The following is a 14,501-nucleotide window of genomic DNA, read 5'->3' as shown; positions in this document are numbered from 1 at the left end:
TTTTAATATGCAACACACTTTGTGCTGTGTTTATTAATAATGTTTTGCTGCGCATTGGGTAGTTATTTTTAAAACTATCGGCTTAAAGTTCTATATTGCAAAGGTTAAATTATAAATGCGTTTTATAGTGAATAAGAGTAACATAGTAAATAAACTAAAAATAATCAATGACCCAGTTTACGGGTTTGTAAAAATTCCTTTCGATTTTATTTATGATTTGTTGCAACATCCCTACTTTCAGCGCTTAAGAGGAATAAAGCAATTGGGGCTTACTTCTTTGGTGTATCCAGGGGCAACTCATAATAGGTTTCAACATGCGGTGGGAGCTATGCATCTTATGTCTCAGGCGGTAGCTGTACTTCAATCCAAAGGAATAAAAATATCGGAAAAAGAATCAGAAGCAGTTCATATAGCCATTTTATTACATGATATTGGTCACGGCCCATTTTCTCATGTGTTAGAACATGCTGTAGTTGAAGGTATATCGCACGAGGAAATTTCCATTTTATTTATGGAGCGGTTAAATGAAGAGTTTAATGGCAAATTATCTTTGGCTTTAGAAATATTTAAAGATAATTATTCTAAAAAGTTCTTGCATCAGTTAGTCAGCAGTCAATTAGATATGGATAGGCTGGATTATTTGCGAAGAGATAGTTTCTTCAGTGGAGTAACGGAAGGTGTGATTGGTTCTGATAGGATAATAAAAATGCTTCACGTTTCTGGTGATCAGCTGGTGGTTGAATCCAAAGGGATTTATTCAATTGAGAAGTTTTTAATTGCCCGCAGGTTGATGTATTGGCAAGTATACCTTCATAAAACGGCCGTTGTAGCCGAAAATATGTTAGTGAATGTTTTAAGACGAGCTAAATACCTATTAAAAAAGAATGAAGATATTTTTGGAACACCACATCTTTTATTTTTTATGAAGCATGAAATTAGTCTGGATAGCTTTATAAGAGATGAATCGGTATTGCAAAAGTTTGCTATGTTAGATGATTGTGATATTATGTCGGCTATTAAAGTATGGACGCTACATGATGATTTTGTTTTATCAACATTATCAAAGGCAATTATTAATCGTGACTTAATGAAGATTGAATTAAGAAATGATGCTTTTGATGTAGAACGTAGTAGCAAGATAAAGAAAAGGATTCAGGAAGAGTATAGCTTGAAGGAAGATGAAATAGACTTTTTTGTGAATGAAAAGGTTCTTGAAAATCACACTTATACATTAACGGGAGAGAATATAAATATTTTATTTTCAGATGGTACGCTAAAGGATGTGTCTGAGGCTTCTGATATTTTAAATCATGATGTATTGGGGAAAAACGTTAAGAAAAGCGTTCTAATTTACCCCAAGTTTCTTAAGGATTGGGCTCAGAATTTATAATTCAAACCAATTATTCGAATAGTTTTAGTTGTGTTTGAAAGTTAAGTACATCATAAAAATGGGTAGGCTCACTATCTTAAATGAAGATAATATTATTAGATTTGCACCAAATTATACAAAATGAATTTTTCAGCTAAGCAAATTGCAGAATTAATTAACGGGGAGATTGTCGGAGATCAGGATGTTACAGTTAACAATGTTTCAAAAATCGAAGATGGTCAGCCAGGAACGATTACTTTCTTAGCAAACCCCAAATACACTAAATTTATATACGATACTAAAGCTTCTGTTGTTATAGTGAACAATGATTTTGTTCCTGAACGTGAAGTTCAAGCTACCATAGTAAAGGTTGAAAACGCCTATAGTTCGGTAGCTAAGTTAATGCAAATGTATAATGATTCTAAACCCCGAAAAACAGGGGTTGAGCAGCCATCTTTTATTGCAGATACAGCTAAAGTGGGTGAGTTTCCATATATAGGAGCATTTGCTTATTTAGGTGAAAATGTAACAATAGGTAATAACGTGAGCATCTATCCTAACACCTTTATTGGTGACAATGTAACGATTGGTGATAATTGTATATTATATGCAGGGGTAAAGATATATCACGATTGTGTTATAGGTAATAAATGTATACTTCACGCAGGTGCAGTTGTAGGGTCAGATGGTTTTGGTTTTGCACCGGATGAAAACAATGAGTATACAAAGATCCCGCAAGTAGGAAATGTTGTGATAGAAGATAATTGTGAGCTTGGAGCCAATACTGCTTTGGATAGAGCTACAATGGGCTCAACTGTGTTAAAAAAAGGAGTTAAGTTAGATAACTTTGTTCAGATTGCACACAATGCTGAGATAGGTGAAAATACAGTTATTGCGGCTATGTCAGGAGTGGCAGGATCAAGTACTGTAGGTAAAAACTGTATGTTCGGTGGCCACACTGGAGTAATTGGACATTTAAAAGTAGCGGACGGAGTTAAGTTGGGTGCTTATTCAGGTATTGCTGGAAATATTAAAAAAGAAGGTGCAACTTTAAGAGGTACGCCAGCTTTTGATGCTAGCCAGTTTGCCAGATCTTGGGTTAACCTTAAAAAATTACCAGACTTAGTGAACCAAGTACGCGAACTTCAAAAGGAAATTAAAGAATTAAAAGGAGGAGAATAGACTGAAAGCGCAATAGGCGTGTTAGGTCATATACATCTTTGATATGATAGAAAATCAGAATACACTTGCAAAACAAGCAACCTTAAAAGGTACAGGGTTGCATACCGGAGCAATGGTTACTTTAGTGCTTAATCCAGCTCCAGAAAATCACGGGTTTAAGTTTAAAAGAACTGATCTTGAAGATCAACCGATAATTGATGCGTACGCAGAAAACGTAACATATACTCAGCGAGGTACTGTGTTGCAAAAGAAAGAAGCATCAGTAAGTACTATTGAACACTGTTTGGCTGCCTTACGTGGTTTAGGCGTTGATAACTGTTTAATAGAAGTGGATGGACCTGAAGTACCTATTCTTGATGGTAGTTCAAAGTATTTTGTTGAGGCCATTCAGGAAGCGGGAATAGAAGCGCAGGAAGCAGAGCGAAAGTACTTTGTAGTGAAGGAAAAAATGGTTTTCGAAGACAAAGAGAAAGGTATTAAGTTGGTAGCTATGCCTGATGATTCTTTTAGTGTAGATACCATGATTTCTTTTGATAGTTCAGTATTCTTAGGAAGTCAATTTGCTACATTAGATACTTTAGATGATTTTGCGGAAGAGGTTAGTGCTTGTCGCACCTTTGTATTTTTGCACGAAGTAGAAATGTTGATGCAACACAATTTAATTAAAGGTGGCGACCTGGAAAATGCTATTGTAATAATAGATAGAGAAGTTAAACAAGAGGAATTAGATAGATTAGCGGACTTATTTAATCAGCCTAGAGTTGAAGTAAAACCAATTGGTATTTTAAATAATCTTGAATTAGTTCATCATAACGAACCGGCGCGTCATAAATTACTAGATGTTATTGGCGATTTGTGTTTAGCCGGTCTTCCTATAAAAGGGAAGATTATAGCTACACGACCTGGACATCAGTCCAATGTTGAATTTGCTAAAATCATCCGTAAAGAGATTAAAAAGTTAGCTAACAAACCAGTGGTTCCATCTTATGATCCAAATAAGGAGCCGCTTTGTGATATCAACAAAATAAAAACTATGCTTCCGCATAGATACCCATTTTTATTGGTAGATAAGATCATTGATATTCAGCCAAAGTTTATTGTAGGTGTTAAAAACATTACTTTAAACGAACCTTTCTTTCAAGGTCATTTCCCAACAGAACCAGTAATGCCAGGTGTTTTATTGGTTGAAGCCATGGCACAATGTGGAGGTATTTTTGTATTGAATCAAGTTGACGATCCTGAAAATTATTCTACTTATTTTATGAAGTTGGATAATATCAAATTTAGAAAAAAGGTAGTGCCGGGTGATACTGTTATTTTTAAATTAGATTTAGTTACACCTATGCGAAGAGGGGTGGCTAATATGAAAGGAACTGCTTTTGTAGGAGATGCGGTTGTTGCCGAAGGGGAGTTTATGGCTAACATTGCCAGAAATAAGGCGTAATGCAAGAAAACTCCTTGAGTGTGGTGTTGGCCTTTGTTTAAAGATAAAAGGCGAATAATTACGTTAAATTTTTTTTATTGAGATTCTTAGATTATTTTCGCAGCGGAAAAAAAACAGGAGTACAGTAAGAATAATAATAACAAACTCTAGTATAAACGATACTAGAGAGTTAGAGATGAGGAGAAATGCTCACCTTGAGCGAGTGCAGATTGAGAAAGTAAATAAAAACACATGAAACAACCATTGGCATACATCCACCCTGAAGCAAAAATTGCTCCAAATGTGGTAATCGAACCTTTTGTGACCATTGATAAAAACGTAGTGATTGAAGAGGGAACACGAATTGGTTCTAACGTTACAATTTTGGAAGGTGCACGTATTGGCAAAAACTGTAATATATTTCCAGGAGCTGTAATATCAGCCATCCCACAAGATTTAAAATTTGCGGGCGAAGAGTCTTTAGCTATTATTGGCGACAACACCACTATTAGAGAGTGTGTTACAGTAAATAGAGGTACAGTAGCCAAAGGACAAACAGTTGTTGGTAGTAATTGCCTTTTAATGGCTTATGTGCATATAGCTCATGATGCTATTGTTGGAGATAACGTTATTATAGGTAATGCAACACAGGTGGCTGGAGAAGTTATAATTAGCGACTTTGCTATTTTAAGTGGAGCCTGTGCTATTCATCAATTTGTACATATCGGAGCGCATGTTATGATTCAAGGAGGTACCTTGTTAAGTAAAGACGTTCCTCCGTTTGTTAAGGTTAGAAACACATCTACATCCTTTAGTGGTATTAACTCAATTGGGTTACGTCGTAGAAGTTTTACAAATGACCAAATCACAGGAATCCAGAATATTTATCGTGTATTGTATCAGAGTGGATTAAATAACTCAGATGCGATTGATAAAATTGAAGCTGAATTACCAGCCTCAAAAGAGCGTGACGAGATTATCTTATTTATAAAAAATTCACAAAGAGGAATTATAAGAGGGTATTCATCTTCATCTGACAGATAGAAGGTTATATCACAATTAAAATATTTAAAGCCGAGAAAATTAAGTTTTTCTCGGCTTTTTTTATGGAATAATAAGAACGTCTGCATCCTTCATACAGAAACTAACAATTAAAATATACAGTTATGAAGACGATGTTATTAATATTCAGTTTATGTTGCTTGTTCGGAAGTGCTCAGGCATCAAAGGTAATTACCGGTATTGTTTATGATGATAGTGATAAATTACCTATTCCTGGGGTTTCTGTTATAGAAAAAGGAACAAGTAAAGGAGCTATTACCGACATGGATGGGAAATTCTCTATCACAGTGGCAGATGAGAATGCAGTTATAGTTGTATCATTTATTGGATATCAATCGGAAGAAGTAAAAGTGAAGGAGGCAAGTGACTTTAAAATTTATTTAACGCTAGATGTCATTTCTCTTGATGAAGTAGTAGCCATAGGTTACGGGGTACAGAAAAAAAGAATGGTAACAGGTGCTATATCATCAACTAGTCCCAGAAGACCTAGACGAAGAGGAGCTAAATCGAAAAATGCGGAGTCCATTAAAATAAGACGTGTCTCTTCATATAATACACAACAGGCTTACTACGCGCCTCCTCAAGCTATTATCCCAAGTAATGAAGACTACGCAACAGTGAATGAAAATAAGTTTCAGGACCCTAAAGAATCACCCTTGTCCACTTTTTCGGTAGATGTTGATAGAGCCTCATATGCCAATGTGCGTCGTTTTATCAATCAAGGATCATTGCCTCCTGCTGGTGCGGTAAGAATAGAGGAGATGATTAATTACTTCAATTATAATTATGAAGGACCTGCAGATAAGCATCCTTTTGCAATACATCACGAAGTGGCTTACTGTCCTTGGAATACTGAGCATTACTTATTGAAGGTTGCATTGCAGGGTAAAAGAATAGAAAAGGAAAACTTACCAGCCTCTAATTTGGTCTTTTTATTGGATGTTTCGGGATCTATGAATGCTAGCAATAAACTACCTTTGTTAAAGTCGGCTTTAAAGATGTTGGTCAATGAGTTAAGAGAAGAGGATAGGGTATCTATTGTTGTTTATGCAGGAGCTGCAGGAGTGGTTTTAGAACCAACCTCGGGTAAAAATAAAAGTACCATTGTAAATGCATTAGACCAATTGTCTGCTGGTGGCTCAACTGCAGGTGGTGCAGGACTACAGTTAGCCTACAAATTGGCCAATGAAAACCTACTAAAGAATGGTAACAATCGTATTATCTTGGCTACAGATGGCGATTTTAATGTAGGTGTTAGTTCTAATTCAGAAATGGAAAAACTGATAACGTCAGAACGAGATAAAGGTATTTACATTACAGTGGCTGGTTTTGGAATGGGTAATTATAAGGATAGCAAAATGGAGATCATCGCCAACAAAGGAAATGGCAACTATTTTTATATCGATAATATTCAAGAAGCTCGAAAAGCCATGGTTGAGGAATTTGGCGGAACTTTATATACCATTGCCAAGGACGTTAAATTTCAATTAGAGTTTAATCCCATGCATGTGGCGGGCTACCGCTTAATCGGGTACGAAAACCGCCGGTTAAATGATGAGGATTTTAATGATGATAAAAAAGATGCTGGTGAAATAGGTTCTGGGCATACGGTAACTGCGTTATACGAGATTATGCCTGTAGGAGCAAAGGATGTAAGTAGTTATTTACCTAAGGTGGATGAACTAAAATATCAGCAAAAGAAAGAGAAAAAAGTAAAGAAAGTGATCACCACAGAATATTCAGATGAGTTATTAACCCTCAAGTTAAGATACAAACAGCCTGACTCCGATGAAAGCACTTTATTGGTTGAAACAGTTAAAAATAAAATTCTGGCCTCCAATAAAGTAAGCAAGGATTTTAGGTTTGTATCCTCGGTTGCTGCTTGGGGAATGAAGCTGCGAAATTCTGACTTTATCAAGGCCACTGAATACCAAGAGATAGTTAAATGGGCTAAGTCATCCAAAGCAAACGATGAGGAAGGTTATAAGGCAGAAATGATAAGATTAATGGAGTCTGCAGAAATTTTATCGGATGGTTTGAGTGTGAGAGATTAGTTTATACGATAATATATGTAAAGGTCAATAGAAGTGTTACTAAGCTTTTATTGACCTTTTTTTATATGCAAACAACAGTACTGTTAAGCAATGAGTAATTGATTGTGATAATTAAGTAGGCTGGTTATTTTACACGAATTATAGAGGCTATGAGGTTTTAGTAAACTATTAGGAAGTTAATATACTGGAGTATGTTTCTTGGTTTAACTTTTATAATGTAAATAATACTTACGTAGTCATTGGCATATTTTTTGTTTAATGGACAAGCTGTATTGTAAAACCTAAAATTAAATTAAGATGAAAAGATTACTTACCCTTTGTGTATTGTTAATGGCTATTTACAACCCTAATTATGCACAAGAAGCTAGTGTAGAAAAAAGCATGTACGGAGTACAAATGGGAATAAATCCTTTAGCGGTTTATAACGAATAAAATTAACCAATTCGATTGCTTTAAGAAGTGAACTTGGGTTTGGTTTTGCTTGGTATAGTGGTAGTTCTAGTGATTCGTATTGGGCTGCTATACCCGAGTTATGTGTTGAACCACGAATGTATTATAACCTAAATAAGCGACAAGAAAAAGGCAAACGTATTGATGGAAACAGTGGTAACTACGTAAGTATAAGGGTCGGTTATCAACCAGGGCTTGCTGTATCGTCCGATAATAGTGAGTTTTACCCTTCTGTATCTATTTTGCCAATGTGGGGCATAAAACGAAACATTGGAAAAAGTTTTAACTACGAAGTAGGTATGGGCATAGGATATTATTGGGCATTTAAAGAGTATACTCCATTCTATAGTAACGAAATGACTAATTATACCGAGCGTGGTTTAGCGCTTGGCTTACGTCTAGGTATTGGTTACAAATTCTAAAAAATAACACTCGAAGTTTTACCATAACAACCTTAGTCTATTTAAACTTATTGAATAATCAAACAATGTAAAACCGTTCCTTAAGGAGCATTAAAAACAGATTGTTATGAGTGATAATAAAAGAAAAGTAGATGTGTGGTTGTACGACAACCCATTAACCGCAGACCCTAACGACAGCTTTGGCCGTGTACGTTCTGCAGGCATTGTCAATAATCAAGGTATTGCAGAGCGTATTAAAAAAGAAGGAAGTGAATATCAAACCGAGGCAATAGTTGAAATACTCAATAGAGCCGACCGTATTTGCAGTGAAGTAATAAGTGAGGGTTATGCCGTGCATACCGATTTTGTACATGCGCGCTTAGGTATAAGCGGAAGCTTTACCAACGAAGTTTACGACCCTAAACGACACAGTATTAATGTTGTTATGTCACCAAATGCTACGGTTCGTGATAATATTAAGGGCTTACCTGTGCAAATAATGGGTAAGGCCAATGTGGGTCCTGTTATTATTAGGGTTACTGATAGCCTTACTGGCGAAGTAAACGCAACTATAACACCCAATAATGCACTTACCGTTATGGGCGATAAAATTCAAATTGAGGGTGAGAATAAAGATGTAGGAGTATACTTTGTTAGCATAGCCGATAATAGCAGAACCAAAGTCAGTCAAATTATCAGCAATAAAAATAAAGAGTTGATATTGATGATTCCAGCTTTGGCCAAAGGCGATTATCATATTGAAGTAGTTACTCAATATAGCGGAAGTAATGCCATAGTTAAAGATCCCAGAATCGAAAGGTTAGAAGACATATTAAAGGTTGTCTGAAAATTAAGAACGACCTATAATTAAAATTAAGAACGCCCGTACTGATATTTCAGTACGGGCGTTCGGCGTTTTCAGTAGCCCCGTATTAAATTCTCCATAGCCTCGTATTGGAAAACTCGTACGTACATTCGTAATTTTCAGAGAAGGTTATGTGGTCTGATTATTGCTGTAAGAAAGACACACCTAAACGTCAGTTTATAATATAATGATTAAATACCTAACCTCAATTCTAATTTGCCTTAGCTGCAACATGCTTGCTCAAAGCGATACAATTCAGAATACACATCAAGCTTTAATAAAATATGGTGGAATAGCCTATAATAACTCATTCTCAATTCCCTTGGGCATGAGAGGAGCTTCAGTTGGTTTATCATATACCTACAGAAGGGATAACAACATTAAACATCGTCAGTTTTACGCATTTATTAATGGGCGAAAAACCTCTTTGAAGAATAAATATGCTTATCTAAAAGATGAAGTTCTGTACAACTATTTGCAAGGTTCATTAGGCACAGGTTATAATTGGGGTATTGTTAATGGCTCCAAGTTAAATGTACTAATAGGTAGCGGCATCACTCTTGAGGGTGAATTTATTGATCCTACGGATGTTGTGTTTAAAACATTGTATGCTGCAGAACCTTTTGGCAAATGGACAATTAGTGCTCCAATTAATGTAAATGTGTCATATAATATTGGTCGGCTTAGGGTTGAGAATTTAATTACACAACCATTAATTGGCATAGGTCATTTTCCTCAGCCTCCATATATACCCAAAAAAATTCCTTTTAATAACTTAAAATACTATAGCAAACCTAATACTGTGGTTTCGTTTACAAACCATTTATTACTTGTAAATCAGTTAAATATATCCATTCCATTCAAAGGCAAACGCTTGCGCTGTGGGTATGAGTTAAGTTATAGCAAGTATCAGGTGTCGGTAGAATCACAAGAGTATTGTCAACACTTATTTGTATTAGGAATCCAATTATAAAACTATGCGAAGATATATTACCTTTCTAATCTTACTAATTGCAGTAAACTATTCTTGTACCAAAGACATTGTAGATGATCGTGCTACTTATGTTGATGTCTTTGATTCCTTTTGGCATATAATGGATGAGCGATATGTATTTTTTGAAGAGAAGAATGTGGATTGGGATAGTGTATATGAAGATTATAAACCAAAGTTTAAAGAAGTTAAGTATTACCATCAGGCTATAGATCTTTTCGAGGAAATAATTTTAGAACTGAATGATGGGCATATTTCCGTAACTACATATTGGCACCATGTTATTAGTGTTAGTGGTATTGATACTTTAAATGCATTACCTTATTTAAATTATGAAAAGATTTATGAAAGATATCAGCTTAATAATATCCGGGAATATCCTAAAGTTCATATAGGACAATTAAATAATAGTATTACCTACCTAAGACCTTTGTATGGCCTGGATAAGATAAGCAGTGCCGATGTAGGCTTAGCGAACTATGAGCATAAAAATGGGGTTATATTGGATTTACGCGATTGCATGGGTGGCAACAGCGAAGGGCTGGGTTTGTTAGATGGATTCTTTGAAGGGAATAAAGATTTGTATTATCGACAATATAAAAACGGTAAAGAGCATCATAATTTCACTAAAAAGTACTCGGTTAAGCTAGAGGGGTTAGGTACTGTAAGTTCAGAAACGCCTATCGTAGTTTTAATTAATGATAATACTTACAGTATGGGTAATTTTATGGCTTCTGTAATGAAAGATATTACTGCTTGTAAGCTAGTAGGCCAAAAAACAGGTGGAGGAGGTGGGTGTGTAATTAGTGTATATTTAAATGGCGGTTGGAGCCTAACTTATACGTTTGATAGAGTTTACAATTTATCAGGAGAACTAATAGAAGATGGCATATTGCCAGATATAGAAGTTTTAAAGAGTAAGGACTTTTGGGAGAATGATCATCAAGAAACCGGTGAAGATCCTCAACTAGAGAAAGCATTGGAAGTTTTATTATTTTAATTCCTTTATCCTTTAAAAACAAAACTTAAGTATTGAATTTACTTGCTTGAGTTACTTTTTCTGTTAAGAACTTATTTATAGAATATTCTTTTTGTAATTTGCGCTCATTCAAATAAATACAAGACTATGTTTGTATAAAAGATTGAAAATCATTTAAACCCGTATTATGCGTTAAGGCATTGTCATCAGCATTCAAACTGTAGTAAAACAAGTATTTATAAAACACAGCCATAGCATCCTATAGCGAGACTTTTAAATAAGTGTAAGGTCTTGTTTTGAAACAGTTTGATTACGGAATAGATGTTTTAATGCATATTTTGGGTTAAAGCATGCAACTATAAATATATCTTGTTGTCTTTGAAAAAAAACAATGACCAATAACTAAATTCTAATGAACTAAAAAATATGCTCAAAACAAGTAAACCCTTTATTTTACTCTTCATCTCCCTACTGTTTCTTCATCTCCCCAATATATACGGAAATGTATTGTTCGATAAGGACGAAGTTGTATTAAGTGGTCATGTTAAGGATGCTGCCTCTGGCGAGCTACTTATTGGCGCCACCATCTATTTCGAGGAACTTAAGACAGGAACCATTTCCAATTTATATGGCTTTTATTCCTATAGCGTTACCCCAGGAAGTTATCAGGTAAAAGTGGTGTATCTGGGATATCAAACCATTGAAAAAACGGTGGATATTTCAGCCAATACAACTTTAAACTTTGAGCTTTCGGAAGAAACCGAATCTATTAATGAAGTGGTGGTGACATCTGAAAAAATAGATGCACATGTGCGTGATGCGCAAATGAGTGTTCAAAAGTTACAGAGTAAAGATATTAAAGCTATTCCGGCTTTAATGGGCGAAGTAGATGTGATAAAAGTGTTGCAATTAATGCCTGGGGTACAAGCTACTAGTGAAGGTTCGAGTGGGTTTAGTGTGCGTGGAGGTAACCCCGACCAAAACCTTATTTTATTAGATGAGGCTACCGTTTACAATGCAGGCCATATGCTTGGTTTCTTCTCGGTATTTAATAATGACGCGGTAAAAGATGTGAAACTATATAAGGGTGATATTCCTGCAGAATATGGCGGACGGCTTGCATCGTTGGTGGATGTTCGGATGAAAGACGGTAACAAAAAGAAGTTTTCAGGAACAGGTGGTATTGGCCTCATTTCATCGCGATTAACTCTAGAAGGACCGATTATAGAAGATAGGACATCGTTTATTGTGAGTGGACGACGTACCTATGCCGATTTATTTCTGCCGCTTTCCAGCGATGAATCCATACGAGATAATAAACTGTATTTCTATGATATTAATGCCAAACTAAATCATGAGATAAATAATAATAACCGCGTGTACTTAAGTATGTATATGGGGCGCGACGTTTTTAAGGAAGAGTTTTCGAAAATGGATTTTGGTAACAAAACATACACTGCTCGTTGGAATCACGTGTATAACCCAAAGCTATTTTCTAACCTTACCTTTGTGCATAGTAACTACGATTATAGTTTAGGAACCAATGAGGAGTCTTCGGGTTTTAAGTGGGTAAGTAAATTGCAAGATTACAGTTTAAAACTAGATTACAATTATTATTTAAATCCTAATATCACTTTAGATTTTGGAGTACAAAGTATCTTTCATAAAATAAAGCCAGGTACTGCTAATGGTACAGGCGAAGATCCTGTTTATGATAAGGTTGAAGTGCCTGACGCGCATGCCTTAGAGCATGCTGCTTACGTGGGTAATACCCACAAATTAGGTTCGCGAATGACCTTAAAGTATGGTCTGCGATTTACAGCATTTCAAAATATTGGACCAGGTACTTTTTATGAGTTTGACGAAGATTACGAGCCCGTGGAGGAAAAGAAATACGAAAGTGGTGATATCTTTAATACTTATGCAGGCATAGAGCCGAGAGTCGCCATGGCTTATATGCTGAATGAATCCAGTTCGGTAAAAGGTAGTTATTCACGAACTCGTCAGTATATGCATTTAGCCAGTAATTCCACTTCGGGTACACCTTTGGATGTATGGTTTCTTTCTTCACCCAATATAAAGCCACAAATCAGCGACCAGTTTTCGGTGGGCTATTTTAAAAACATGTTTGGCAATAGCATCGAAACATCGGTTGAGTTGTTTTACAAGGATATGCAGAACACCATCGACTTTAAAGACCATCCCCAGTTGTTACTCAATGATAAATTGGAAGGCGAGCTAAGAGTAGGTAAGTCGTGGGCTTATGGAGCAGAGTTTTTGGTCAAGCTAAAGCGTGAGGATTATAGCGGTTGGGTAAGTTACACCTACAGTAAATCGTACCGTAAAATACCAGGTATTGTAAACGGTGAGGCATATTTGTCGCCTTATAATCACGACCACGATATAGCAATAGTTTTAAACCGAAAGTTAGGTAAGCGAGGGCAGTTAAGTATGAATTGGGTTTATACTAGCGGTGCACCTTTTACAAAACCTGTTGGGCGTATGCATGTAGGTGGTGATGTAATTCCAATTTATTCTAGTCGTAACGAAGCCAAAATGCCCGATTATCATCGAATGGATGTATCTTATACCTTAAAAGGTAAAAACAAGAAAATGCGCAGGTGGGAAGGCGAGTGGAACTTCTCCGTTTATAATATTTATGGTAGAAAGAATGCTTGGTCTATTTATTACGACCAGGGTGATGAAAACTCAAATATCATTACACCTAAAAAAACTTATCTATTTCAGTTTATACCATCTGTAACCTACAACTTTAAATTTTAATTGACGATGCAATTATATAAATTCAAATATACATTTTTAGTAAGCTTTGTGCTGATAGTATTTTCTGCATGTACCGAGGATATTGATTTAGATTTTGATACCACCGAACCTCAGTTGGTGGTGGATGCTAGTTTTACGGATGAAGAGAGAAATCACTTTGTTCTCCTGTCGGTTTCTAGTCCTTTTGATAGCAACCAACCTAGTCCACCTGTTGTAGGTGCTACGGTTAGCTTAACGGATGGCTTGAATACCATATCTTTAAAAGAACAGAATGAGTATCCAGGTTCGTACCTTATTCCAGTAACTTACAAGGGGGAAGTAGGTAAAACCTATACTTTAAATATTTCAGGTGTTGATATTAATGAGGATGGAGTACAGGAGGAGTATGAGGGAAGTAATATCATGGCTCCACCTATGGATACGCATTTTATTGAGTTGGAATGGAGTTTAGGTCGTGGCGAAAAGTCATGGCACATTAACCTAACAGCCCAAGAAGAGGAGTCCACAAAAGATTATTACGCTTTTGCAGCCTATTTAAATGATGTACTAATCGATGACCAAATTTCGGAGTTAGAGTATATAGAAGATAAATATATCAATGGAAATTTAATTACGCTGTGGGTGCAAAGCGTAGTGGAGGAGGATGGAGATGGTGAGCCAACGGAGCATATCTTGCAACTAGATGATGTAGTTACGCTAGAGGTGCAGTCGATAAACGAAAATTATTACGACTTTATTGAAGCTGTGAATGAAGAAACAGGCATCAAAGTTCCTTTGTTTAGCGGCCCGCCAGCCAACGTACCAACAAATATAAGCAATGGTGCATTAGGGTTCTTTAGGGTGTACTCAGTTTCCAAAGAATCTATAAAAGTAACGCAGGAAATATTAGACCAGAGAGATTTATAGAAAAAGAGCTTCCTTTTGAGAAGCTCTTGTATGTG

12 protein-coding genes are annotated in these 14,501 nt (G+C 36.0%); all 12 read left to right on the top strand.

Annotation, left to right across the window (positions count from 1 at the left end; translation table 11 throughout):
* The first annotated feature begins 127 nt into the window (after window positions 1-127).
* The gene (locus A8L32_RS18055) at window positions 128-1,390 is read left to right on the top strand and encodes an HD domain-containing protein (RefSeq protein WP_233145503.1); all 1,263 of its coding nucleotides are present in this window, start codon (window positions 128-130) and stop codon (window positions 1,388-1,390) included.
* A gap of 120 nt (window positions 1,391-1,510) precedes the next feature.
* On the top strand, window positions 1,511-2,551 hold the full coding sequence (gene lpxD, locus A8L32_RS18050) for a UDP-3-O-(3-hydroxymyristoyl)glucosamine N-acyltransferase (protein ID WP_066632383.1): 1,041 nt from the start codon (window positions 1,511-1,513) through the stop codon (window positions 2,549-2,551).
* Between the two features lie 43 nt (window positions 2,552-2,594).
* Entirely contained in the window at window positions 2,595-3,995 is a 1,401-nt protein-coding gene (locus A8L32_RS18045) for a bifunctional UDP-3-O-[3-hydroxymyristoyl] N-acetylglucosamine deacetylase/3-hydroxyacyl-ACP dehydratase (RefSeq protein ID WP_066632382.1), read from the top strand.
* 231 nt (window positions 3,996-4,226) lie between these two features.
* Window positions 4,227-5,018 (top strand): acyl-ACP--UDP-N-acetylglucosamine O-acyltransferase, encoded by a 792-nt coding sequence (gene lpxA, locus A8L32_RS18040; protein ID WP_066632380.1) that lies wholly within the window; start codon window positions 4,227-4,229, stop codon window positions 5,016-5,018.
* Window positions 5,019-5,140: 122 nt separating this feature from the next.
* Complete coding sequence (locus A8L32_RS18035; protein ID WP_066632378.1) at window positions 5,141-7,090, top strand: vWA domain-containing protein; 1,950 nt, start codon at window positions 5,141-5,143, stop codon at window positions 7,088-7,090.
* 297 nt (window positions 7,091-7,387) lie between these two features.
* Window positions 7,388-7,522: a hypothetical protein gene (locus A8L32_RS23795; RefSeq protein ID WP_262495127.1), complete on the top strand. Its 135-nt coding sequence runs from the start codon at window positions 7,388-7,390 to the stop codon at window positions 7,520-7,522.
* 116 nt (window positions 7,523-7,638) lie between these two features.
* Window positions 7,639-7,962, top strand: coding sequence for a hypothetical protein (locus A8L32_RS23325; RefSeq protein WP_083631398.1), 324 nt, complete (start codon window positions 7,639-7,641; stop codon window positions 7,960-7,962).
* A gap of 106 nt (window positions 7,963-8,068) precedes the next feature.
* Complete coding sequence (locus tag A8L32_RS18025) at window positions 8,069-8,788, top strand: DNA-binding domain-containing protein (protein WP_066632376.1); 720 nt, start codon at window positions 8,069-8,071, stop codon at window positions 8,786-8,788.
* Window positions 8,789-8,993: 205 nt separating this feature from the next.
* Entirely contained in the window at window positions 8,994-9,779 is a 786-nt protein-coding gene (locus tag A8L32_RS18020; RefSeq protein WP_158027262.1) for a hypothetical protein, read from the top strand.
* A 4-nt stretch (window positions 9,780-9,783) separates the two neighbouring features.
* Window positions 9,784-10,797 carry a S41 family peptidase gene (locus A8L32_RS18015; RefSeq protein WP_066632372.1) on the top strand — a complete coding sequence of 338 codons (1,014 nt, stop codon included), beginning with the start codon at window positions 9,784-9,786 and terminating at the stop codon, window positions 10,795-10,797.
* Window positions 10,798-11,202: 405 nt separating this feature from the next.
* A complete protein-coding gene (locus tag A8L32_RS18010; protein ID WP_066632370.1) occupies window positions 11,203-13,560 on the top strand; it encodes a TonB-dependent receptor in 2,358 nt (785 codons plus the stop codon).
* Between the two features lie 6 nt (window positions 13,561-13,566).
* A complete protein-coding gene (locus tag A8L32_RS18005) occupies window positions 13,567-14,466 on the top strand; it encodes a DUF4249 family protein (RefSeq protein WP_066632368.1) in 900 nt (299 codons plus the stop codon).
* Window positions 14,467-14,501 lie beyond the last annotated feature (35 nt).

The organism is Labilibacter marinus, from assembly GCF_001659685.2.
In the GTDB taxonomy this organism is placed as follows: Bacteria; Bacteroidota; Bacteroidia; order Bacteroidales; family Marinilabiliaceae; genus Saccharicrinis; species Saccharicrinis marinus.
This window is presented reverse-complemented; position numbering and strand designations above follow the sequence as displayed.